This is a genomic window from Microbulbifer sp. (assembly GCF_051659245.1).
In the GTDB taxonomy this organism is placed as follows: domain Bacteria; phylum Pseudomonadota; class Gammaproteobacteria; order Pseudomonadales; family Cellvibrionaceae; genus Microbulbifer.
This window is the reverse complement of the sequence record NZ_JBOFOC010000078.1, coordinates 84,067-106,480: the sequence shown is the minus strand read 5'-3', so window position 1 is coordinate 106,480 and position 22,414 is coordinate 84,067. Positions and strand designations below refer to the sequence as shown.

21 protein-coding genes are annotated in these 22,414 nt (G+C 65.8%); 15 read left to right on the top strand and 6 right to left on the bottom strand.

Annotated elements, in window-relative coordinates; translation table 11 throughout:
- The first annotated feature begins 15 nt into the window (after nt 1-15).
- The 4 genes from hemL (at nt 16) to hemB (ending at nt 4,512) form a co-directional block, all read left to right on the top strand.
- Nucleotides 16-1,302 (top strand): glutamate-1-semialdehyde 2,1-aminomutase, encoded by a 1,287-nt coding sequence (gene hemL, locus ACRC0P_RS08475; protein WP_438629848.1) that lies wholly within the window; start codon nt 16-18, stop codon nt 1,300-1,302.
- A 195-nt stretch (nt 1,303-1,497) separates the two neighbouring features.
- Nucleotides 1,498-2,673 carry a benzoate/H(+) symporter BenE family transporter gene (locus ACRC0P_RS08470; RefSeq protein ID WP_438629846.1) on the top strand — a complete coding sequence of 392 codons (1,176 nt, stop codon included), beginning with the start codon at nt 1,498-1,500 and terminating at the stop codon, nt 2,671-2,673.
- Nucleotides 2,670-3,296 (top strand): GntR family transcriptional regulator, encoded by a 627-nt coding sequence (locus tag ACRC0P_RS08465; RefSeq protein WP_438629844.1) that lies wholly within the window; start codon nt 2,670-2,672, stop codon nt 3,294-3,296. The genes ACRC0P_RS08470 and ACRC0P_RS08465 overlap by 4 nt, the downstream gene beginning before the upstream one ends.
- A gap of 205 nt (nt 3,297-3,501) precedes the next feature.
- Complete coding sequence (gene hemB, locus ACRC0P_RS08460) at nt 3,502-4,512, top strand: porphobilinogen synthase (RefSeq protein WP_438629842.1); 1,011 nt, start codon at nt 3,502-3,504, stop codon at nt 4,510-4,512.
- Here the strand turns inward: hemB and ACRC0P_RS08455 are convergent.
- On the bottom strand, nt 4,509-5,105 hold the full coding sequence (locus ACRC0P_RS08455; protein ID WP_438629840.1) for a rhomboid family intramembrane serine protease: 597 nt from the start codon (nt 5,103-5,105) through the stop codon (nt 4,509-4,511). The two genes, hemB and ACRC0P_RS08455, sit on opposite strands and share 4 nt — an antisense overlap.
- A 31-nt stretch (nt 5,106-5,136) precedes the next feature.
- On the bottom strand, nt 5,137-7,809 hold the full coding sequence (gene mrcB, locus ACRC0P_RS08450) for a penicillin-binding protein 1B (protein ID WP_438629838.1): 2,673 nt from the start codon (nt 7,807-7,809) through the stop codon (nt 5,137-5,139).
- Nucleotides 7,810-7,969: 160 nt separating this feature from the next.
- Between mrcB and ACRC0P_RS08445 the strand changes: the two genes are divergently transcribed.
- Entirely contained in the window at nt 7,970-8,989 is a 1,020-nt protein-coding gene (locus ACRC0P_RS08445) for an adenosine kinase (protein WP_438629836.1), read from the top strand.
- Here ACRC0P_RS08445 and ACRC0P_RS08440 read toward each other — a convergent pair whose 3' ends face one another.
- From ACRC0P_RS08440 to ACRC0P_RS08425, 4 genes are all read right to left on the bottom strand, one after another.
- A complete protein-coding gene (locus tag ACRC0P_RS08440) occupies nt 8,990-10,756 on the bottom strand; it encodes an EAL domain-containing protein (RefSeq protein WP_438629834.1) in 1,767 nt (588 codons plus the stop codon).
- Nucleotides 10,757-10,901: 145 nt separating this feature from the next.
- Entirely contained in the window at nt 10,902-11,474 is a 573-nt protein-coding gene (locus ACRC0P_RS08435) for a YajG family lipoprotein (RefSeq protein ID WP_438629832.1), read from the bottom strand.
- Nucleotides 11,475-11,495: 21 nt separating this feature from the next.
- Complete coding sequence (locus ACRC0P_RS08430) at nt 11,496-11,990, bottom strand: copper chaperone PCu(A)C (RefSeq protein WP_438629830.1); 495 nt, start codon at nt 11,988-11,990, stop codon at nt 11,496-11,498.
- The gene (locus tag ACRC0P_RS08425; protein WP_438629828.1) at nt 11,987-12,724 is read right to left on the bottom strand and encodes an N-acetylglucosaminyltransferase; all 738 of its coding nucleotides are present in this window, start codon (nt 12,722-12,724) and stop codon (nt 11,987-11,989) included. Before ACRC0P_RS08425 ends, ACRC0P_RS08430 begins: the two co-directional genes overlap by 4 nt.
- Before the next feature lie 135 nt (nt 12,725-12,859).
- Between ACRC0P_RS08425 and ACRC0P_RS08420 the strand changes: the two genes are divergently transcribed.
- The 10 genes from ACRC0P_RS08420 (at nt 12,860) to fis (ending at nt 22,206) form a co-directional block, all read left to right on the top strand.
- Nucleotides 12,860-14,647 (top strand): protein-disulfide reductase DsbD family protein, encoded by a 1,788-nt coding sequence (locus ACRC0P_RS08420; protein ID WP_438629826.1) that lies wholly within the window; start codon nt 12,860-12,862, stop codon nt 14,645-14,647.
- 292 nt (nt 14,648-14,939) lie between these two features.
- Entirely contained in the window at nt 14,940-15,383 is a 444-nt protein-coding gene (aroQ, locus tag ACRC0P_RS08415) for a type II 3-dehydroquinate dehydratase (RefSeq protein ID WP_438629824.1), read from the top strand.
- A 34-nt stretch (nt 15,384-15,417) separates the two neighbouring features.
- The gene (accB, locus tag ACRC0P_RS08410) at nt 15,418-15,873 is read left to right on the top strand and encodes an acetyl-CoA carboxylase biotin carboxyl carrier protein (RefSeq protein ID WP_438629822.1); all 456 of its coding nucleotides are present in this window, start codon (nt 15,418-15,420) and stop codon (nt 15,871-15,873) included.
- Nucleotides 15,874-15,888: 15 nt separating this feature from the next.
- Nucleotides 15,889-17,229: an acetyl-CoA carboxylase biotin carboxylase subunit gene (gene accC / locus ACRC0P_RS08405; protein WP_438629820.1), complete on the top strand. Its 1,341-nt coding sequence runs from the start codon at nt 15,889-15,891 to the stop codon at nt 17,227-17,229.
- Complete coding sequence (locus ACRC0P_RS08400) at nt 17,226-17,807, top strand: isoprenylcysteine carboxylmethyltransferase family protein (RefSeq protein WP_438629818.1); 582 nt, start codon at nt 17,226-17,228, stop codon at nt 17,805-17,807. The genes accC and ACRC0P_RS08400 overlap by 4 nt, the downstream gene beginning before the upstream one ends.
- A 26-nt stretch (nt 17,808-17,833) precedes the next feature.
- Entirely contained in the window at nt 17,834-18,493 is a 660-nt protein-coding gene (locus ACRC0P_RS08395) for a hypothetical protein (protein WP_438629816.1), read from the top strand.
- Between the two features lie 69 nt (nt 18,494-18,562).
- Complete coding sequence (prmA, locus tag ACRC0P_RS08390) at nt 18,563-19,444, top strand: 50S ribosomal protein L11 methyltransferase (protein WP_438629814.1); 882 nt, start codon at nt 18,563-18,565, stop codon at nt 19,442-19,444.
- Nucleotides 19,445-19,530: 86 nt separating this feature from the next.
- Nucleotides 19,531-20,688, top strand: a complete 1,158-nt coding sequence (locus tag ACRC0P_RS08385) for a DUF3426 domain-containing protein (RefSeq protein ID WP_438629812.1) — start codon at nt 19,531-19,533, stop codon at nt 20,686-20,688.
- A gap of 214 nt (nt 20,689-20,902) precedes the next feature.
- Complete coding sequence (gene dusB / locus ACRC0P_RS08380) at nt 20,903-21,901, top strand: tRNA dihydrouridine synthase DusB (protein WP_438629810.1); 999 nt, start codon at nt 20,903-20,905, stop codon at nt 21,899-21,901.
- Complete coding sequence (gene fis / locus ACRC0P_RS08375) at nt 21,898-22,206, top strand: DNA-binding transcriptional regulator Fis (protein WP_183461245.1); 309 nt, start codon at nt 21,898-21,900, stop codon at nt 22,204-22,206. Before dusB ends, fis begins: the two co-directional genes overlap by 4 nt.
- Nucleotides 22,207-22,414: the final 208 nt, after the last annotated feature.

Genomic DNA, 22,414 nt, shown 5'->3' with positions numbered 1-22,414 from the left:
AGAATTCTGATTCCCATGAGCAAATCCGAGCAACTGTTCGCCAGCGCCCAGCAATTCATCCCCGGCGGCGTCAACTCGCCGGTGCGCGCCTTCCGCGCGGTGGGCGGCACGCCGCTGTTTATCGAGCGCGCCGAGGGTGCCTACCTCTACGACACCGACGGCAAACGCTATATCGACTATGTGCAGTCCTGGGGCCCCATGGTGCTGGGCCACGCACACCCGCGGGTGATCGAGGCGGTGATCGAACGGGCCCGTTCCGGGCTCAGTTTCGGCGCACCCACGGAATTGGAAACCCAACTGGCAGAAGAACTCTGCCGCCTGTGGCCCGGGCTGGACCTGGTGCGCTTCGTCAATTCCGGCACCGAGGCCACCATGAGCGCCATTCGCCTGGCGCGCGGCTTTACCGGGCGCGACAAGATCGTCAAATTCGAGGGCTGCTACCACGGCCACTCCGATTCGCTGCTGGTGAAGGCCGGCTCCGGCGCGCTGACCATGGGCGTGCCCTCCTCCCCCGGCGTACCCGCGGCGCTGGCCGACCACACGATTACCCTGAGCTACAACGACGCGAACGCGGTGCGCGACTGCTTCGAAAGGATGGGCGATGAAATCGCCTGCGTAATCGTCGAACCGGTGGCCGGCAATATGAACTGCGTGCCGCCGCTGCCGGGCTTCCTGGAAACTCTGCGCGAAGTCTGTGACAAGAGCGGCGCGCTGCTGATCATCGACGAGGTGATGACCGGATTCCGGGTGAGCCTCACCGGCGCCCAGGGCTACTACGGCGTGCGCGCGGACCTCACCACCCTGGGCAAGGTGATCGGCGGCGGCATGCCGGTGGGGGCCTTTGGCGGCCGGCGCGAGGTAATGGAACAGATCGCTCCCCTGGGCCCCGTCTACCAGGCCGGCACCCTGTCCGGCAATCCGGTGGCCATGGCCGCAGGGCTGGAAACTCTGAAACTGATCCAGGAGCCCGGCCTCTACGAGCGACTCGCGGAAAAAACCGACCGTCTGGTGGAGGGTGTACTGGGCGCGGCGAAAGAAGCGGGCATCCCGCTGACCGCCAACAAAGTCGGCAGCATGTTCGGCTTCTTCTTTACCGAAGAGGAGCAGGTGAGCAACTACCAGCAGGTGATGGCCTGCGACAACCAGCGCTTCAACCGCTTCTTCCACGGCATGTTGGAACAGGGCGTCTACCTGGCACCCGCCTCCTACGAGGCGGGCTTTATGTCCGCGGCCCACAGCGACGAGGATATCGACCGCACCATCGCCGCCGCACAAAAGGTGTTTGCCGAACTGGCAGACTGATCCCGCGGCCCGACTGATGGGCACGCTACCCATTGACTCACGCCATCCATGGCGCTCGCCCTTCGGGCGCCTACGGCGTCCAAATGGTGCTCCTGCCGATTTGTGCCCATCCTACATTCCACTTAACCACGAGGGTTGTATTCGGGTCCGTTGTGGTTAAAGATAAATGTATACATTTTTAATTGAGTATACATTTTGGCCTCACTCCGATCCGATATCGGCCTGTCCGCGATCAGCGCCGGCTTTGTCGCCGTGCTGGTGGGATTCGCCAGCTCCGTGGCCATCGTCTTCCAGGCCGCCCAGGCGGCGGGGGCCACCGAGGCGATGATGGTCTCCTGGATCGGCGCTCTGGGCCTGGGCATGGGACTCACCTGCATCGCCTTCTCCTGGTATTACAAGGCGCCGGTGATTACCGCCTGGTCCACGCCCGGCGCCGCCCTGCTCGCCACCGGGCTGGTGGGCGTCCCCATGGCGGAGGCGGTCGGCGCCTTTCTGTTCAGCGCCCTGCTCACCCTGCTGCTGGGACTGTCCGGCAGCTTCGAAAAGCTGATGAGCAAAGTCCCCATGCCCATCGCCAGCGCCATGCTCGCGGGAATCCTGGTGCAGTTCGGCCTGTCGGTGTTCACCTCGCTGCAGACCCAGCCGGCACTGGTGGGCATCATGCTGGCCTGCTACCTGGCCGGCCGGCGCTGGCTCCCCCGCTACGCGATTATCCTGGTGCTGGCAGCGGGCTTCGGGGCCAGTTGGCTGCTGGGCCTGATCCACTTCGAACAGCTGCACTGGACGCTCGGCACGCCGGTGTGGGTGTCCCCCGAGTTCCGCTGGTCCACCCTGCTCGGTGTCGGCCTGCCGCTGTTTATTGTCACTATGACCTCGCAGAATATTCCCGGCGTCGCTACCCTGCGGGCCAGCGGTTACGGCGATGTACCCATCTCGCCGGTGATCAGTGGCACCGGCCTGACCTCGCTGCTGCTGACCCCTTTCGGCGGCTTCGCGTTCAATCTCGCGGCCATCACCGCCGCCATCTGCACCGGCCCTGAGGCCCACCCGGACCCGGCCAAACGCTACACCGCCGGCATCGCCGCCGGGGTTTTCTACCTGCTGGCCGGGCTGTGCGGCACCAGCGTGGTGGCGTTGTTCAGCGCCTTTCCCGAGGCCCTGGTCGCCAGCCTCGCCGGCCTGGCGCTGATCGGTACCATCGGCGCCAGCCTGGCGGTTGCCACCGGCGATGAGCACAGCCGGGAAGCCGCGCTGATCACCTTTTTGATCACCGCCTCCGGCGTGTCCTTCTGGGGCATAGGCGCCGCCTTCTGGGGGCTGGTGGGCGGCCTGCTCGCCTCCCGACTGTTCCAGGCCAAGGTGAATCAGTGAGCCTCTACCGGCAACTCAAGGCGGACCTGCAGAGCGGGCGCTTCCCTCCCGGCACGGTGCTCCGGCAGGCGGAGCTGGCCGAGCAGTACGGCGTCAGCCGCATCCCGGTGCGGGACGCGATCCAGCGCCTGAAAAACGAAGGCTGGCTCACCGCCCACGGCAAGCGCGGCGTCGCCGTGCCCCGGTTCGATCCGCTGGAGGTGGAAGACATCTACCTGATGCGCATGCGCCTAGAACCGCTGCTACAGACCCTGGCGGGACCGAAGCTCAACGCCGAAATCCTGGGCAGGGCCAGGGACATTCTGGACAGGATGGAAAAGGAGGAAACGCTCTCCGCCGCGGAAATAGGCGCGCTCAACTGGCAGTTCCACACCTGCCTCTACCGCCCCGCCGACCGCCCCACCCTGTTCGCCACCGTGGCGCAGTTGCACCGCCAGTGCGAGCGCTATATCGGCTACCAGTCCCGCAGTCTCGACTACCAGCACACCAGCCAGCGGGAGCATTACGCACTTCTGGATGCGTTGCAGCGGGGCGATACGGAAGAAGCGGCGGAAATACTCGAACAGCATATCGCCGCCGCGGGGCGGGCACTAGTCCGGATATTGCGCCAGGGGCCGCGATGATCGCGCCGAGATCTGTGCGCTCAGTGCATTTTTGCGGCGTAGATGCATGCTTATTGCACGTATTAGCCGCAAAAATGTGCTGAGCGTGCAGAGATCAAGCGAGGGCGTGGCCCGTGGTGCAATATCCGGGCTAGACAGCATCTGAGCTGAGTGGCGGCCTGTTTGTTATGATTGCCGCCTCGTCCCAGCTGGAGTGATTTTCCCTATGAGTATCAGCCTTCACCGCGGCGCCTACCCCAACACCCGCCTGCGCCGCCTGCGCGCGCAGGATTTCTCCCGCCGCCTGGTGCGAGAAAACCGCCTGAGCGTCGACGACTTGATCCTGCCCCTGTTCGTGATCGAAGGCCGCAATGAAACCCAGCGGGTGGCCTCCATGCCCGGAGTGGAGCGCCTCACCGTGGACCTGCTGGCGAAAAAGGCCCGCGAGCTGGTGAAGCTGGGCATTCCCGCGGTGGCCCTGTTCCCGGTGGTGGACGCCGCGCACAAGTCCGACGACGCCCGCGCCGCCTACGACAGCGACGGCCTGGCCCAGCGCGCGGTGCGCGCACTCAAGGATGCCGCGCCGGAACTGGGCGTGATCACCGACGTGGCCCTGGACCCCTTTACCAGCCACGGCCAGGACGGGCTGATGGATGACAGCGGCTACATCGTCAACGACGACACCGTGGAAGTGCTGGTGCAGCAGGCCCTGTCCCACGCCGCCGCCGGCGCCGACGTGGTGGCCCCCTCGGACATGATGGACGGGCGCATCGGCGCCATCCGCAGCGCGCTGGAGCGGGAGGGCTGTGTAAACACTTTGATCATGTCCTATGCGGCCAAGTACGCCTCCGCCTACTACGGGCCTTTCAGGGATGCGGTGGGCTCCGCGGCCAACCTGAAAGGCGGCAGCAAGGCCAGCTACCAGATGGACCCGGGCAACAGCGACGAGGCGCTGCACGAGTGCGCCCTGGACATTCAGGAAGGCGCGGACATGATCATGGTCAAGCCGGGCATGCCCTACCTGGACGTGGTGCGGCGGGTAAAGGACGAGCTGCGCGTGCCCACCTTCGCCTACCAGGTGAGCGGCGAGTACGCCATGCACTGCGCCGCTTTCGAAAACGGCTGGCTGGCGCGGGAGGCGGTGGTTATGGAATCCCTGTTGGCGTTCAAGCGCGCCGGGGCGGACGGGGTCCTGACTTATTTCGCCGAAGAGGCGGCGCGGTTACTGCAGGATTAAAACTGCAGCCGTTTCCAGGCGCCCGGATCGACCACTGCCACAAAGACCAGCCCCACCAGCGCTCCCCAGAAATGCGCATCGTGGTTGATACGCCGGGTGCGGTCCCGGCCGGCGTAATAGCTGTAAGCAAGATAGAGCAGGCCGAACAGCCAGGCCTGGATGGGGATCGGCAGGAACAGCAGAAACAGTTCCGCCTGTGGGTAGTAGACGATAAACGCAAACACCACCGCGGAGATGGCTCCGGAGGCGCCGACGCTGGCGTACTGGGGATTCTGACGCTCCTTGAGCAGCGTCGGCAGGTGGCTGCCCACCAGCGCCAACCCGTAGAGCAGCGCGAATGCGGGCGTGCCCATCCGCCGCTCCAGCGGCGGGCCGAACACCCACAGGCACCACATGTTTACCGCCAGGTGCAGCAGGTTGGCGTGCACGAAATCCGCCAGGGCCAGCGAACCCAGTTGCTCGCCGCGCCAGACCCGATAGGGCTGAAAGGCGCAGCGGGCCAGCAGGCCCGGCAAAAGGTAGAGCGCGATCAGGCTGAAGGTGGTAGTTGCCACCAGCAGCACCCCGGTGGCGGATGACAGAAATTCGCTCACCGCTGCCCCCACTCCGCTGGCCCCGGCGCAATCAGGGCCACTGTTCCTCTTCCTCCGGCGGCCAGGGCTCGTCCTCCTCCACCGGAGGCCAAGGCTCGGCCTCTTCCACCGGGGCGCCCGGCTGCCGGCTGCGGCGCAATTCCTCTTCGCGGCGCAGGCGCTCCTCCTCCAGGTAGGGCTCCTCCTGCCGCAGTCGCTCCTCCTCCTCCATGCGCTCTAGCTGCTCCTGCTCAGCGCCCGGCATATCCAGGGGTTCCTCCTCTGGCCACTGCATTTCGTCGTCGCCGCGCAGCTGTTCCCGCAACTGGCGCTCGCGCTCTTCCCGGAGCTGCTGCTCCCGCGGGTCTATTCCCCAACCGGGGGTCATCTCTTCCCGAGGCGCTGCCTCCCCCTGCTCGCGGCCGAACAGGTCGCGGAACCAGCGCCAGCGGTCGCGGCCGACACACTCGGGAGCGGGCTCCAACTGGGTCTCATAGGAGAAGGGCATCTCGATACCGCCCCGGCAGTAGCGCGGGTCCATATACTGCCCCCGGGCATTCACCGACTTGAACTCCACCCCCCGCGGCGGCTCGATACGGCCGTGGCGGTGGGGCAGCTGGCGCATAATCTCGGTCCAGATGGTGAGCGCTCCGGTGGCGCCGGTGAGGCTGGTGCGCTGGTTGTCGTCGCGGCCGAGCCAGACCACCGCGGTAACGCCGGGGGAGAAGCCCGCAAACCAGCTGTCGCGGTAGTCGTTGGTGGTGCCGGTCTTGCCGGCGAAGGGCACGGTACTCGGCAGTCGCCGATAGGCGCTCTTGCCGGTGCCCTCGCGCATCACCTGCTCGAGGCCGTAGCGCAGCAGGTAGGCGGGCACCGGGTCCACGCCGCGGTTGGTGCGGCGGCGGAAATGCTGCACCTGTTCGCCTTCGGCATCGGACACCGCCAGCAGGGTGCGGAGTTCCACGTGTTCACCGCCGTTGGCGATAGTCTGGTACATGCCCGCGACTTCAAACGGAGTCAGCTCCACGGCGCCCAAAAACAGCGACGGCACCCGCGGCAGGTTCGCCTGCACCCCCAGGCGGCGGATGGTCTGGCGCACGTTTTCCAACCCCAGATCCAGGCCAAGGCGCGCAGTGGCCTGGTTGTAGGAGTTTGCCAGCGCCACGTAGAGAGGCACCTGCCCGTGGCTGCGGTTGCCGAAGTTGGCCGGCATCCACACCTTGCCGTTGTCACCCTCGACACGTATGGGGGCATCCTCGATCAGGGTGGCCAGGTTGTAGCGGTGCGGGCGTTCCAGGGCTGTGAGGAATACCGCCGGTTTGATCAGGGAACCCACCTGGCGCCGGGCCTCCAGAGCGCGGTTGAAGCCAGGGTAGTTGGGACGGCGGTCGCCCACCATGGCCAGCACGTCGCCGCTGTAGCTGTCCAGCAGCACGGTGGCGGCCTGCAGGGAGTCCGCCTGGATACCGCGATCCTTCTCCAGCTTCTCGGCTCCCCCGCTCACTGCGTCCTCGGCCAGTTGCTGCACCGAGGGCGCGAGGGTGGTATAGACCCGCAGGCCGGCGGTACGCAGTTCCTCGTAAGAGTAGTAGGGGCGCATCTCTTCCAGCAGGCGTTCGGTAAAGGCGGGATAGGGGTTCTGCGCAGAGGCGCCGGCGGTTGCCACTCCCAGGGGTTCGGCGGTGTAGGCCTTGTGTTCCCCGGCGGAGATCAGCCCCTGCTCCAACATCACGTCCAGCACAGTGTTGCGCCGCTCCAGGGCCCGTTCCGGATTGCGCCAGGGGTTGTAGTAGGAAGCTCCCTTGGCCAGGCCCACCAGCAGGGCTATCTCGTGCGGCTCCAGGGTGTCCAGCGGCTTCTGGAAATAGAACTGGGAGGCAAGGCCGAAACCGTAGATGGCGCGGCTGCCCTGCTGGCCCAGCCACACTTCGTTGACGTACTCCTGCAGGATGTAGGGCTTGTCGTAATGCAGTTCGATCAGTATCGCCATCAGCGCTTCATTGAACTTGCGCCAGAGGCTGGGATCGTGGTCGAAGAAGATATTCTTCACCAATTGCTGGGTGATGGTGCTGCCGCCCTGGACCACCCTGCCGGCCTTTATGTTGGCCACCATGGCGCGGGCTATACCCCGCGGCGAGACACCGAAGTGATGTACGAAATCCTGGTCCTCCACCGCGATCAGGGTGGCTCCGAGCAGCGGCGGAATATCCGCGAAGCGCACCGGGGTGCGGTCGTCGCCGCCGCCCAGCAGAGTGCCGATGGGCGCCGCATCCAGGCGGAACTGTTTCAGCCGCTCTCCGTTTTCCCCGCGCAGGTTGCTGAGCTCGTCATTGCGCAGGCGGAAGCTGACCTGGGCCGCCGGCTCGCGCTCATCCGCATGCACGAAATCCCGCCGCCATACCCGGTAGTCCATGCCCTCGCGGGACCACTGGCCGGGTTCGATCAACTGATCCTTTTTCCGGTAGTTGAGCGCCTCGAACTCCGCCGCCAGTTCGTCCGGGCGCATCACCATGCCCTCTTTCAACACCAGCGGGCGCGCGAACACCCGCGCGGGCAACTGGTACTGGCGGCTATCCAGCCGCTCGCGCAGTTCGACGTCGAGGAACACCATATAGCCCGCGAGCACCAGCGCGCCCACCAGCCCCAGGAGGCCCAGGCGGACCATCCAGCGGCGAAATCTTCCGGGTTTGGACGCTTTGCGGCGCCGGCGCTTTGTGGATGCCATATATTAAGGAAATACCAGACTTCTCAAATGAACTATAGATAGGGGGCTTGTCGATTGGTTCACCGGCGCTTTTATAAGGCTTGAGAGCAAACTGTCAATTGTTGCACTCGACCGGCGGGCCGCCATAATGCGCCTTTTGACGGAAACCCCAGGGGAAAACATGCATCAGTACGATCTCTACGGCATCGGCGCCGCCTTGCTCGACACGGAAATCGAAGTCTCGGACCGCGATCTGGAGGCCCTGGGGGTCGAAAAGGGGGTGATGACTCTGGTGGACGACACCCGCCAACGCCAGTTGGTGGACGACCTTACCGACCACCTGGTGACCGCCAGCCGCGCCTGCGGAGGCTCCGGCGCCAACACCGTGATCGCCGCCAGCTACTTCGGCCTCCGCACCTTTTACTCCTGCAAGGTGGCGGCGGACGACAACGGCGACTTCTACCTGGCCAACCTGGATGCCGCCGGGGTGGATTATCCGCGGGTGCTGGATAGCGCCGACGGCGGCACCAGCGGCAAGTGCCTGGTGTTGATCACGCCGGACGCCGAGCGCAGCATGAACACCTTCCTGGGCATCAGCGAGCGGCTGTCGGTGGCCGAAGTGGACAGCGCGGCCCTGGCCGCTTCCCGCTGGGCCTATATCGAGGGCTACCTGGTGTCCTCCGACACCGGCCGCGCCGCCGCCATCGCCCTGCGCGAGCAGGCGGAAGCCGCGGGGGTCAAAACCGCCCTCAGCCTCTCGGACCCGGCAATGGTGCACCTGTTCCGCGACGGCCTGGGGACGATGATCGGCGGCGGTGTCGACCTGCTGTTCTGCAACCGCGACGAGGCCCTGGGCTTCACCGGGACCGACTCGGTGGAGAGCGCCGCGCTGGCCCTGCGCGACTACTGCCGCAGTTTCGCGATCACCCTGGGCGCCGAGGGTGCCCTGCTGTGGGACGGCGGGCGGCAGTACCGGGTGGCATCTCCGCAGGTACACGCGGTGGACACCAATGGCGCGGGGGATATGTTTGCAGGGGCCTTTCTCTACGGTCTCAACCGGGATATGCCCTTCGCCGAGGCGGGCGAACTGGCCTGCCGCGCGGCGGCTCGGGTGGTGAGCCAGTACGGGCCTCGGTTGCGTCCGGAACAGCACGGCGAGCTTTTGAATGCGGAATGCGGAATGCGGAATGCGGAATATTGATCATTCCGCATTGTTACCGTGTATTTCCGGCAGGCAGGAGGCCGCGGCGATGCCGAAGCCCTGGGCGTAGTCCACCCCCATAAGGCGCAACTTCTCCAGCAACTCAGGTGTCTCCGCGTACTCAGCGATGGTGCTGATGCCCATCCGCTTGGCCAAGTGATCGACGGTGCTGACAATAGCGCTGTCGATCTCATCCTCGAGCATATTGCGCACAAAACTGCCGTCTATTTTCAGGAAGTCCACCGGCAGCTGGCGCAGGTAGGCCAGAGAGGAGACGCCGCGGCCGAAGTCGTCCAGGGCGAAGCTGCAACCGGCGGCGCGCAGTTTGTGGATAAAGATCAGCGCCCGCTCCAGGTTGTCGATGGCGCTGGTCTCGGTGATCTCGAACTGCACCCGCGAGGGCGCTACACCGGCCTCGGTGAGTTCCTGCAGCACATAGTCCGCAAAGGTCTCGTCCCCCAGGCTGATGCCGGAAATATTGATCGCGTAACTGAAACCGCCCTCTCCCTGGCGCTGCTCCAGGGCCATATAGGCGAAGACCTTGCGGATCACCCAGCGGTCCACCTCCTCGATCAGGCCGTAGCGCTCCGCCGCCGGCAGGAACATTCCCGGGGAGATGATATCGCCGTTGCGACCGCGCATGCGCACCAGTATCTCGTAGTGGTGGATGCGCTGGCCCTGCTGCAGCGCCACCACCGGCTGGCGGTAGAGCAGCATGCGATCCTCCCGCAGCGCGGCGTTGATCTCCGCCACCCAGGTGGTCTGGCGGCGCTTCTCCAGCACCTTGCGGGAGTCGCTGAACAGCTTGACCCGGTTGCGCCCCTGGTCGCGCGCGGCGCAGCAGGCGTCGTTGGCGGTGGCCAGCAGTTGGCTCGCGGGGGGCGCGTGGCGGTCTGCGGTCACCGCGCCGATGGAAAGCGCCACGCGGCTGTCGTTGCCCTCCCAGCGGAAGGCGAAGCCGTTCACCGCATTGCGCAGGCGCAGCACCACGCGGCGCGCCTCCTCCACAGTGCAGTCCCGCAGCAGGATGGCGAATTCGTCGCTGCCCACACGGGCAAAGATATCGCCGCCGGACAGGCAGCGGCGCAGCAACTGGGCCAGCTGCACCAACAGCTGGTCGCCGGCGCTGTAGCCCAGGGTGTCGTTGACCACCTTGAAGTGGTAGACATCCAGGTAGAGCAGCACATGGTGCTGGCGCTTGTCGACACACAGGGACAGCACCCGCTGCAATTCGCTCTCGAAAAACTGCCGGTTGGGGAGCTGGGTGAGGGGGTCGTGGCTGGTCTGCCAGCTGAGCCGGGAGGAGATGCGCCGGGCGGCGGTGGTGTGGCGCAGTATCAGCACGAAGTTCTTCAGCGCCGCGGCCTCGCGCACCGCGATCACCTGCACGTTCACCTCCACCGGTTCGGCGCCGTCGTCGATACGCAGGATACAGGCGCGGAATTCGCGCACACTGGGCAGGTCGGCGGGATCGGTGTCGGCGGCGGGCAGCACCGGCAGGGGCGCGCCGTTGCTATCGACAAGCTGCAGGCTGTCGTTGAGCAACTGGCCCGGCAGCAATCCCACCAGATCGCCGGTCATCTCGCTCACCAGCGGGTTGCTGTAGGTCACCCGGCCCCGGGCGTCGGTCACTATCACCCCGTCGGCGATCTCGCCCAGGGCCACCTCCGCCGCCTGCAGGCTGAGTTGCCCACCGGACAGAAGCTCGTCCTCGACCTGGGTCAGCAGGCCGAGAAACTCGACGGATTTCGGATCAAATTCAGTCAAAGGTGCAAGTCCACGCCTTATTCTTCTGTCTTGTGTCGGACGACGGGGAACGGGTATGGAAAACGGGAGCCCTGCCCGACCGGCGATGCCGCAATTCTGCCAATGCCGTCACGCAAAATAAAACACAGCCTCTACTGGGCACGGCTCAGAGATGCTGGCGCAGGAAGCTCTTCAGCTTCTCGTCTGCGAAGGCCCGCTGCAGGGTGGCGCTGAGCAGGCCGTTGACCCGTGCTTCCACTTCCGCGCGGTCGGGCTTGACCAGGCTGCGGTCCACACCGCTGGTGCTGTAATTGCCATAGTAGGTGGCGCCGCCGATGGTCACCTGCAACTGCACCTCGGCGGAGGTGTTCACCTTGCTGGTGTAGAGCTTGTTCGGGCTGTCGTAGCTGAGCCCGGTCAGATTGGCCACCACCTGGACGTCCGCCGCTCCGCTTTCCACCGGGCGGAAGGACCAGGCCGCAAAACCCTCGCTCAGGGCGTCCGCCATGGCGGTTTCCACGCCGTTGGCCAGGGTGACGTTGGAACTATCCGCATAGATACCGCCCAGGGAGCCGAGGCCGCCGCCGGGCAGCTTGTTGGCCCCGCGCACGTTGATCGTGTGGCCGGCGCCGATGGTGTCCGGCGCCACCTCCACCTGAGGCTGCAGGCGGATCTGCAGCGGGCTGTGGGCACAGGCGGCGAGAGCGATGGCTCCCAGGAACAAGAGCATTTTTTTCATGACTTCCTCCAGCGTAAAAAATTATCCGTGATGGTGGCGATGGGGATCTGCAGTCGCCCGCAGCTTTCGCACCGGCACCGAAATCTCGATCGCCTGGCCGTCGGCAAAACGGAGCCGCAACGGCAACTGCTCGCCGGCGCGCAGCCGCACCCCGTGCAGCATCAGGTGCACGCCCCCCGGCGCCATGCGCAGGCTGCCGCCCGCGGGCACCTCCAGCAGTTCCAGGGGGCGCATTCGGCTGACGCCGTTCTCCTCGACGGTGGTGTGCAGGTCGGCGGAGGCCTGGGCCCGCCCCGGCAGTTCCACCGCGAGCAGGCGTCGCGCCGCGGTGCCGCGGTTGTGCAGGGTCAGGTAGGCCGCACTCATTTCCACACCGGGCGGCGTCTCGCGGGCATAGCCCTCGACCTGCAGCGGGGCTTTCTGTTCCTCCTCCTGTCCCCCCTGCTGTCTCTCCTCCGAACTGGCGACGGCGGCCAGCAACAGGGTACCCAGCAGGAGCGCGGCGATCCGGTTCACTGTCCCGCCTCCCGCGCCGGCTGTATCAGCAGCAGTTGGGGCGAAGCGCCCAGTTTGATATCCCCGCGCACCCGGTAGCCGGGCACCGCCTCGCGCAGCTGCTGGTAGACCCAGCGGCCCTCGGCGTCGTTGCGGGCGACGATGATCACCCGCAGTTCCTCGCGGCGAATGCGCAGCGCAGTGCTGCGCAGCAGTGCAACTATCGCGTCGGAGCGGGCCGCGAGTTGCGCCGCGGGCAGGGGCACCGATTCCCCTTCTGGCAAGTTTACACTGGCGCGACTGCGCTCGCGGGCCAGTTGTGCGCGCACCTCCGCCGTCAATGGGTTGCCCGGGGCCAGTTCCTCGGCGCGGTTCAGGAAACTGTTCACCTCGCCGAAGGCGCGCCGGCGCAGAGCGTCGCGGGCGCTCGCCACCAGTTCCAGCACGATGCTCTGGATGCCGCTGGTGGCGCGGATATTACCCGGGTCCAGTTGCCGCACTCTCAAGTAGTGATCGTAGGCGCTGGCTCCGGCGGGCTCGGTGAGGAATCCCCTCCGCTCCGCCTCCTCCGCGCGCTGCAGGAAGTAGTTCACCGCCCGCTGGCGGATCTCCTCCGGCGACGGCCCCCGCGGCTTCACCGGCTGGGGCTGCGGCACCGGCTGGGGTTGCGGCGGGGCACTGCCGCCGCAGCCGGCCAGCCACAACAGACACGCCAGCACCAGACCACCGCTGCGGAAGATATTCGCCGACGACAAGACCCTTCCCCTCCACTGTTGTAATGTTGCTCGCTATACTGCCGGCACGGCGGCCCTCAGCGGGCCAGAATGAACCCCAGCCGGGCCCGGGCAGTCGAAACCTGTCGCACCCGACTATAAAGAATTTTTATTCCCATGGCTGTGAAGACTGGCAGTTTCCACAAAAATTTCCTCGGCGCACTGGCTGTACTGATTTTTTTTCTCGGCAGCGGCGCGACCGCACAACCGCAGCCCCCCTTCGCCGGCCAGTCGCCGGGCGCCGCGCAGGACGCCGAATTCCTGCCGGTGGACGAGGCCTACCAACAGGACTTCCTGTTTTCGAAGCAGGGAGCCAGCGCCATCTTCCAGATAGCCCCCGGCTACTATCTGTACCGCGACAAACTGGCCCTGTACCGGATCGACGGCGACCAAAAGACGCCCCTGCCGCTGACCCTGCCGGAGGGCGAAGTTATCTGGGATGACTACTTCGAGAAGGAAACCGAAGTCTACCGGATACAGCTAGAGGTGCCGCTGGCGATACCGCGGACAGACGGCCCGCTACAGCTGGAAGTGCACTATCAGGGCTGTGCCGACGCCGGTCTCTGCTATCCGCCCCAGGTGCGCCATTTCTCCGTCGACCCCGCCACCGGCACCGCCGAACCGGTGTCAGCCCCGGGGACGGGGGCCGGCGCCAGCCCGCCCCCGACAACCGGGAGTAGCTCCAGCCTGGCCCTGCCGGTGGCGCTGCTGCTGGCGTTTGCCGGCGGCCTGCTGCTGAACCTGATGCCCTGCGTCTTTCCGGTGCTCTCCATCAAGCTGCTGGCGATCGCCCAACTGCCCGGAGGGCGGCAGCGGCACGGCTGGTCCTACAGCGCCGGAGTGGTATTGAGCTTCGTGCTGATCGCGGCACTGATGCTGGCTCTGCGCGCCGGCGGCCAGGCGGTGGGCTGGGGCTTCCAGTTGCAGTCCCCGGTGCTGATCGCGGCCCTGGCGTACCTGTTTTTCGCCATGGGCCTCGGTTTGTCCGGGGTGGCGGAATTGGGCGGGCGGCTGATGGGGCTGGGCAGTAGCCTCGGCACCACCAAGGGTCTGGGCGGCTCCTTTGCCAGCGGCGTGCTGGCCACGGTGGTAGCCAGCCCCTGCACCGCTCCGCTGATGGGCTCGGCGCTCGGTTTCGCGGTAACCCAGCCCGCCGCGGTGGCGCTGTCGGTATTCGCCGCCCTGGGGGCGGGGATGGCGGCGCCCTTCCTGCTGCTCACCTATATCCCGGCGCTGGCGGACCGGTTGCCGCGCCCCGGCCCCTGGATGGACAAACTGAAGCAGCTGCTGGCCTTTCCCATGTATCTCACCGCGGTGTGGCTGCTGTGGGTACTGGGCCGGCAGACCGGCAGCGACGGCGTGGCCCTGGTACTGGCGGGGGGCGTGGGCATCGCCTTCGCCCTGTGGCTGTGGCCGCGGCCGGACTGGCACTGGGGCAAGGGCGCGGTGGCGATAACCGCGTTGGCCGCCGCAGTCCTGCTGCTGCCGCGGCTGCCTGCCGGCGGCGGGGCTCCCGAGGCCGCCGGCTACTGGCAGGCCTACTCCCCGGAGCGGCTGGAGAGCGCCCGCGCCGAGGGCCGCCCCGTGCTCGCCAATATGACCGCGGCCTGGTGCATCACCTGCCTGGCCAACGACAAGATGGTGCTGGCGAGCGATACCATCTCCGATGCGGTGCGGGAGCTGGGCGTGGTCGCGCTCAAGGGCGACTGGACCAACCAGGACCCACAGATCAGCGAACTGCTGGCCCGTTACGGGCGCACCAGCGTGCCCCTCTATCTCCTCTATCCCGCCGACGGCGGCGACGCCAGGATACTGCCCCAGGTACTCACCCGCGATGGATTGCTGGCGGAACTCCGTGCGGCCGCGGGAGCAGGTGATGGAAAACGGAAAACCGTGTCGCGGTGAACGCGATGCGAAGCCCCCCTGCCGCCCGAACTCTTCCACAAGCAGCCTTTGTAGCCAACTTCCCGGGCAATCGAGCCACCTCTCCAGCCGTTTTGCGGGGATTTTCAAGAAAACTTCGCCGAACTGCGGCTAACTTCAATAAACTGTGCGCTAGGCATGGACAGAGAGTCACTTTTGCGGCACACTCGCCGCGGCACTCGCGATTTCTCACTGGAAATCCGAGTTTGTCGGCAAGATTGCCAATTTTCGTCTGATTTTTGTCAACTTTCGCGCTTTTTCTGCAGGGCAACCTATGGCAAATATCCTTCTGCTGCACGGCCCCAATCTCAACCTGCTCGGCACCCGCGAGCCGCAGATCTACGGTGCCACCACCCTGGCACAGATCGACAGCGACGCCCGCGCCCGGTGCACCGCCGCCGGCCACCAGTTGGAAACCCTGCAGAGCAACAGTGAAGCGGAACTGATCGGGCGAATCCAGGCGGCCGCCGGGAAGGTGGACTTTATCGTGATCAATCCCGCCGCCTTCACCCACACCAGCGTGGCACTGCGCGACGCACTGGCGGCGGTGGGCATCCCCTTTGTCGAGGTGCACCTGTCCAACCCCCACGCGCGGGAGGAATTCCGCCGCCACTCCTATTTTTCCGACCTGGCCCGGGGGGTGGTATGCGGCTTCGGCGCGCTCAGCTACACCCTCGCAATCCAGGCGGCCATACAACACTTTGAACAACCCCAATAACTAACGGTATTCAACCAGAACTGCGAGAGAGACTATGGATATCCGCAAGATAAAAAAACTGATTGAACTGCTCGAGGAATCGGATATTGGCGAGCTGGAGATCAAGGAAGGCGAAGAATCCGTGCGTATCAGCCGCGGCTCCGCCCACCTGGCGGCGCCGGTAGCTGCCGCTCCGATAGCGCCGCCCCCCGCGGCCGCCGCGGCTCCCGCACCGGCACCCGCGGCGGCGGAACCGGAAAGCGTGCCCGCGCCGAGCGGCCACCAGGTCAAATCCCCCATGGTGGGCACCTTCTACGGCTCCCCCAGCCCCGGCGCCGAGCCCTTCGTCAAGGAGGGCCAGCAGGTCAAGGTCGGCGACGTGATCTGCATCGTCGAGGCGATGAAAATGATGAACCAGATAGAGGCAGACAAGGCCGGTACCATCGAGGCCGTTCTGGTGGAGGACGGCCAGCCGGTGGAGTTCGACCAGCCGCTCGTGACCATCGTCTGAGCGGGGTGAAACAGCATGTTTGACAAAGTACTGATCGCCAACCGGGGCGAAATCGCGCTGCGCATACTGCGCGCCTGCAAGGAAATGGGTATCTCCACCGTGGCGGTGCACTCCCAGGTGGATCGCGACCTGAAGCATGTGCGCCTGGCGGACGAGGCGGTGTGCATCGGCCCCAACCCCTCGCCCCAGAGCTACCTGAACATCCCCGCGATTGTCTCCGCGATGGAGATCACCGACGCGGTGGCGGTGCACCCGGGCTACGGCTTCCTGGCGGAGAACGCCGACTTCGCCGAACAGGTGCAGAAGAGCGGCTTCACCTTTATCGGCCCGGACCCGGACGTGATCCGCCTGATGGGCGACAAGGTCTCCGCCATCGCCGCAATGAAAAAAGCCGGCGTGCCCACGGTGCCCGGTTCCGACGGCCCGCTCCCCGCCAACGGCGAGCGATGCCTGGAGGTAGCGCGCAACATCGGCTACCCGGTGATTATCAAGGCCGCCGCTGGCGGCGGCGGGCGCGGCATGCGCGTGGTGCACACCGAAGCGGCGCTGCTCAACGCCATCTCGGTGACCCGGTCCGAGGCCCAGGCGGCCTTCGGCGACGGCACCGTATACATGGAGAAATTCCTGCAGAACCCGCGTCATGTGGAAATCCAGGTGATGTCCGACGGCCAGGGCAACGCCGTGCACCTGGGCGATCGCGACTGTTCACTGCAGCGACGCCACCAGAAAGTGCTGGAGGAGGCCCCCGCGCCGGGCATTCCCGACGAAGTGCGCGCGCAGGTGCAGCAGTCCTGCGTACAGGCCTGTATCGACATCGGCTACCGCGGTGCCGGCACCTTCGAGTTCCTCTATGAGGATGAGCGTTTTTTCTTTATCGAGATGAACACCCGCATCCAGGTGGAGCACCCGGTCACCGAGATGGTCACCGGCGTGGACCTGATCAAGGAGCAGATCCGCGTTTGCGCCGGCGAGAAGCTGTCGCTGCGGCAGGAGGATATCCAGATCCGCGGCCACGCCTTCGAGTGCCGCATCAACGCCGAAGACCCCAAGACCTTCTTCCCCTGCCCCGGCAAGGTGAGCAACTTCCACACCCCCGGCGGCCTGGGCGTGCGCGTCGACTCGCACCTCTACTCCGGCTACACGGTGCCCGCCAACTACGACTCCATGATCGCCAAGGTCATCACCCACGGCGAAGACCGCGGGACGGCGCTGGCGCGCATGCGCATGGCCCTGTCGGAACTGATCGTCGACGGCATCAAGACCAATATTCCGCTGCAGGAAGACCTGGTGCGCGACAGCGCCTTCGCCGAGGGCGGGGTGAATATTCACTACCTGGAGAAGAAGCTAGGTCTATGACCGAAGACTCTGCCGAACTGATCTTGGTACTGATCGCCCTGGCCAGCCTGCAACTGCACTGGCTGGGGGTTCGCCGTCGGCGGCGCTACGCCTCCCGGCGGGGAGCCGCTCCGGACCTTGAAAAGGTGGCACTGCTGGTGCTGGTGGCGGTAACCATGGTACTGATCCCGCTGCTGGACCTGTTCGTGCCCTGGTTCGAGTTCGCCGACCTGGTGTTTCTCGACGAAGTGGCCTGGATCGGCCTCGGCCTCGGCAGCGCGGCGGTCTGGCTCTTCTGGCGTGCCGAAACCGACTGGCTGCGCTTCTGCCGCAACCGGGACGACACGCTGGTGGACCGCGGCATCTATCGCCACCTGCGCCACCCTCACTATGCGGCCATGCTGCTCTGGACCCTCGCCCAACTGCTGCTGCTGCAGAATTGGCTTGCGGGCCCGGCCGCGGCACTCACCTTTGTCGCCGTCTACCTGCTCCGGGTGCCACTGGAGGAACAACGCCTGCTCGAGCGCCACGGGCACCACTACCTGGACTATATGGAACGCACCGGCGCCATACTGCCCCGCTGGCCGCGCGATCGCTGAATACGATTTCAAGGAGAGTTACTATCATGGAAATTCACCCCCTCGGCCGCGCGCAGCTGGAAGAGCTGTCCCGCCACGCCGAGGTCCTGGAGCGGGACAGGTTCGGCATTAAGGTGCTGCGACTGGCGGACGGGTGCTACCTCAAGTACTTCCGGCGCAAGCGCTGGTTCAATCGCGAGCTGCTGGCCCCCGCAGCGCTGCGCTTCGCGCGCCACGCGCACAGCCTGCATCGCCTGGGCATTCCCACACTGGAAGTGCTGAGTCTGCACCGAATCACCGGCGAGCCCCACACGGTGGCCATCTACCAACCACTGCCCGGCCACACCCTGCGCGAACTGCTGGCAGAGGGCCGCGCCGACCGCCAGTTGATGTATCGGGTGGGCGTGTTCATTGCCCGCCTGCACCGCCAGGGCGTTCTTTTTCGCTCGGTACACCCCGGCAATATCGTGGTCGACGGCCTGCACATCGGCCTGATCGACCTGCTGGACATGCGCCTGCTCCCCTGGTCCCTGTCGCGCTGGGCGCGCCGCCGCAACTGGCTGCACTTCCTGCGCTGCGCCAAGGACAATGCCCACCTGCACCCGGAGCTGATCGACGCCCTGCTGTTCGGCTACCGCGACGCCGCCGATCTGCCGCGGCGGGAGCTGGGCCAGGTGACCGAGAGGATTCGCGGCCTGCTGAATTGACCGCGCCCGTGTAGGGGCGGCCGCTCCTACACGGTTCACTGATAACTGTTCACTGATAACTGACACTCCATGCCCTGGCTACAACTCCGCGTAGACACTGATCGCGAACACGCTGAAAAAATCGAGGACGCGCTGCTGTTTGCCGGCGCCGTCTCCGTCACCTTGCAGGACAACGCCGACCAGCCGCTGCTGGAACCCGCTCTGGGAGAAACCCCGCTGTGGGACCAGACCCGCGTCACCGGCCTGTTCGATGCCGCCGTGGACACCGCGGTCACCGAGGCCAAAGCCGCCTCCTTCCTGTGCGAACCGCTGCCCAATGCCCGCTGGGAGCAGTTGGAAGACAAGGACTGGGAGCGGGAGTGGATGAGCCATTACAAGCCCATCCAATGCGCCGACAACCTGTGGATTTGCCCCAGTTGGTGCGAACCGCCGCAGCCCGAGGCGGTCAACCTGCTGCTGGACCCGGGCCTGGCCTTCGGCACCGGCACCCACCCCACCACCTTCCTGTGCCTGCAGTGGTTGGCCGCCGAGCCGCTGGCGGGGAAGGCCGCGATCGATTTCGGCTGCGGCTCCGGCATCCTCGGCATCGCCGCGCTGCTGCTGGGCGCGGAGCGCGCCATGGGCACCGATATCGATCCCCAGGCGCTGCTCGCCAGCCGCGACAACGCCGAGCGCAACGGCATAGACCCGGAGCGCTTCCCGGTCTACCTGCCGGACCAGCTGCCGCGGGAGCCGGCGGATATCCTGCTGGCCAACATTCTCGCCGGCCCCCTGGTGGAATTGGCGCCACAACTGGTGGAACTGACCAGGACCGGCGGTCGCCTGTGCCTGTCCGGTGTGCTCGCCACCCAGGCGGAAGCGGTGAAAGCCGCCTACCGCCAGTGGGTGGACTTCGACGAGGACGGGCAGCGCGAGGAATGGGTGCGCCTCAGCGGCACCCGTGTGTGCTAGCACCCACTCACCCCGCAAGCCCGCCCTTGCCCAAGGTATCGATGGCCGCCTAAACTTGGCGGCCGAATAAAAACTGCCGAAATCGAATGTCGCAACTGGTTACCCGCTGCCCCCACTGCAGCACCTCTTTCCATGTCAACGAACAGCAGCTGCGCGCCGCCCGCGGCGCCGTGCGCTGCGGTTCCTGCCTGCAGGTTTTCCGCGCCGACGAGAACATCGTTTTCACCGAGAGCAATCCCGGCGCGGGTCGGGACCTGGAGGCACTGCTGGAAGACGACGACTTCCTGATTCACGACGATATCAACCTGGACGGCGAGGGGGAGCCGCCCACCGTACCCGCGAACAGGCCGGAGCCCGAAGTGAAACGGGAAGAAAAGCGGGACAGCCCCCTGATCGACGAAGCCTTCGGCGACAGCCAGTGGCAGGAACTGGAATCCGGCGGCGCGGAGCCCGATGCCGATGAAGATGAAGATGAAGACGATTACAACGACCCGCTGACAACGGGCCTGAGGGAAGATCCCTGGGCCGATGAATCCCCCAAGCCACCGCAAAGGCGCGAGCCCACATTCTCCTCCCGCTGGGATGAAGGCCTTCCCACAGACGGGCCTCCCCGGCGCCCACAGCGGCCCAGGCAGGGGGCGAAAACCGCGCGCAACAGCGAAACCCCGGACTTCTCCGCGACTCCCGAACGCGAGCGCGAGCGCGAGCGGCTGATCTCCGGCATCGAACCGGCGCCCCTGGAAGTCAGCTGGAGGCCGGCTCGCGACCGCCGCCTTCCCAACTGGGCCTGGACGTTGCTGGCCCTGCTGCTGTGCACCGCCCTCGCCGCCCAACTGGCCTATTTTCGCTTCGACAGCCTGAGCAGGCAGGAGCCCTGGCGCGGCCTCTACGCCGCAGCCTGCCCCCTCCTCGGCTGCCAGTTACCGGCGCTGGTGGACCCGCCCGCGATTCGCACCTCCAACCTGGTGGTGCGCAGCCACCCCCAGACCCAGGGGGCACTGGTGGTGGACGCGGTGCTGCTCAACACGGCGCCCTTCGCGCAGCCCTTCCCCGGCCTGCTGCTCTCCTTCACCGACCTCAAGAACAGGCCGGTGGCCAGCCGCCGCTTCACCCCCCGGGAGTACCTGCAGGGCGAACTGGCCGGCCGCAAACTGATGCCGCCGGGAAGCCCGGTACATATCGCCATCGAGATCGTCGACCCGGGCAGCGAGGCGGTGAACTACGAGTTGCATATCGCCCCCTGAATCTCTTCACGGACCTATGACCGGCGCCTAAAACAACAAAAACTGCGCAAACCTCAAGCTAAACGTGCAGTTTGCGACCAATTTGCGCGCTTTTTCGCTTTTCCAATACCGGGGCAACGGCTATCATAGGCGGCTCTTTGTTCCGGGGCCGAAAGCCCCGTTTATCGGGGCTGATGGCTCCCCTTTGACACCTGACACCCGAGCGGAGCAAGGTTTGCCCAGCGATATCGCCATAGGCCCCCACGTTATCGGCACGCCGGTAATCCTGGCGCCCATGGCCGGGGTGACCGACCGCCCCTTCCGGCAACTGTGCCGACGCCTGGGAGCGGGGCTGGTAGTATCGGAGATGGTCACCGCGGATACCCGCCTGTGGAACAGCCGCAAATCCCGCCTGCGCCTGGACCACCGCGGCGAAGCGGCGCCGGTCTCGGTGCAGATCGCCGGCGGCGACCCGCGGATGATGGCGGAGGCGGCCCGGGAGAACGTGCGCCGTGGCGCCCAGATCATCGACATCAATATGGGCTGCCCGGCCAAGAAGGTGTGCAAAAAAGCGGCGGGATCGGCCCTGCTGCGAGACGAAAAACTGGTGGCGGATATTCTGGAAGCCGTGGTCCGGTCCGTCTCGGTACCAGTGACCCTGAAGATCCGCACCGGCTGGTGCACCGACTCGCGCAATGGGGTCACCGTGGCCAGAATGGCCGAGGATATCGGTATCTCGGCCCTCGCGGTACACGGGCGCACCCGCGCCTGCGGCTACCACGGTCAGGCCGAATTCGATACCATTGCCGAGATTGTATCCAGGGTTGGAATTCCGGTTTTCGCCAACGGCGACATCACCGGTGCGGAGCGGGCCCGCGAGGTGCTCGACCACACCGGTGCCGCTGCAGTCATGATTGGCCGTGCAGCACAGGGACGGCCATGGATATTTCGGGAGATAGCCCACTACCTCGCCACCGGCGGGCGGCTGCCCGAGCCCTCACTGGAAGAAGTCAGGGATATTTTGCTCGCCCACCTGGGTGAATTGCACCGTTTCTACGGTGAAGTGATGGGGGTCCGTATCGCCCGCAAGCATGTGGGCTGGTACCTGAAGACACTCGCGGGGAGCGAGTCCTTTCGCAAGACCTTTTTCCAACTGGAATGCGCAGAAGCACAACATGCCAGCGTTCAGACCTGGTTTGAACGCCGAATAACGAGAGGGGCACAAGCGGCATGAATAACGAAGCACTTATTCCGGATACCGGCAGCGATGAGGTATCCAGCGGGGGGCAGACGCAGCTGGCGGAGCCGCAGCAACAGTCTCTGCGCGACGCGGTTGAGCAGGCGATGGAGAACTATTTCCGCCACCTGGACGGGCAGATGGTCACCGACGTCTACGACATGGTGCTGTCCGAGATAGAGGCGCCGATGCTGGAAGTGGTGATGAAGTACACCCGCCACAACCAGACCCGCGCCGCCCAACTGCTGGGCCTGAACCGCGGCACCCTGCGCAAGAAACTGAAGCGCTACGGGCTGCTGTAGTTCAGAGGACAGAGGCCAGATGACCAGATGACAGAGCCGCGCAGTGCGCGGCTTTTGCTTTTCGGAGGGGATCGGGGCCCGGGACAGTGTCCGCGCACGGCGCCGCAAGAAACGGAAAACTCTGAACTGGCTGAGAACTCGCTTACGCCGGGTCCCGGCGGTCCCGGGTCCCGCATCCCCGCCCCCGACCACCACTAAACTCCAACCC

What these genes read in the sequence shown, in the direction of transcription:
- ACRC0P_RS08385 (WP_438629812.1), top strand. Translation starts at nt 19,531, where the DNA reads ATGTCGCAACTGGTTACCCGCTGCCCCCACTGCAGCACCTCTTTCCAT.
- aroQ (WP_438629824.1), top strand. Translation starts at nt 14,940, where the DNA reads ATGGCAAATATCCTTCTGCTGCACGGCCCCAATCTCAACCTGCTCGGC.
- fis (WP_183461245.1), top strand. Translation starts at nt 21,898, where the DNA reads ATGAATAACGAAGCACTTATTCCGGATACCGGCAGCGATGAGGTATCC.
- hemB (WP_438629842.1), top strand. Translation starts at nt 3,502, where the DNA reads ATGAGTATCAGCCTTCACCGCGGCGCCTACCCCAACACCCGCCTGCGC.
- ACRC0P_RS08395 (WP_438629816.1), top strand. Translation starts at nt 17,834, where the DNA reads ATGGAAATTCACCCCCTCGGCCGCGCGCAGCTGGAAGAGCTGTCCCGC.
- ACRC0P_RS08435 (WP_438629832.1), bottom strand. Translation starts at nt 11,474, where the DNA reads ATGAAAAAAATGCTCTTGTTCCTGGGAGCCATCGCTCTCGCCGCCTGT.
- accC (WP_438629820.1), top strand. Translation starts at nt 15,889, where the DNA reads ATGTTTGACAAAGTACTGATCGCCAACCGGGGCGAAATCGCGCTGCGC.
- ACRC0P_RS08420 (WP_438629826.1), top strand. Translation starts at nt 12,860, where the DNA reads ATGGCTGTGAAGACTGGCAGTTTCCACAAAAATTTCCTCGGCGCACTG.
- hemL (WP_438629848.1), top strand. Translation starts at nt 16, where the DNA reads ATGAGCAAATCCGAGCAACTGTTCGCCAGCGCCCAGCAATTCATCCCC.
- ACRC0P_RS08445 (WP_438629836.1), top strand. Translation starts at nt 7,970, where the DNA reads ATGCATCAGTACGATCTCTACGGCATCGGCGCCGCCTTGCTCGACACG.
- ACRC0P_RS08400 (WP_438629818.1), top strand. Translation starts at nt 17,226, where the DNA reads ATGACCGAAGACTCTGCCGAACTGATCTTGGTACTGATCGCCCTGGCC.
- prmA (WP_438629814.1), top strand. Translation starts at nt 18,563, where the DNA reads ATGCCCTGGCTACAACTCCGCGTAGACACTGATCGCGAACACGCTGAA.
- mrcB (WP_438629838.1), bottom strand. Translation starts at nt 7,809, where the DNA reads ATGGCATCCACAAAGCGCCGGCGCCGCAAAGCGTCCAAACCCGGAAGA.
- accB (WP_438629822.1), top strand. Translation starts at nt 15,418, where the DNA reads ATGGATATCCGCAAGATAAAAAAACTGATTGAACTGCTCGAGGAATCG.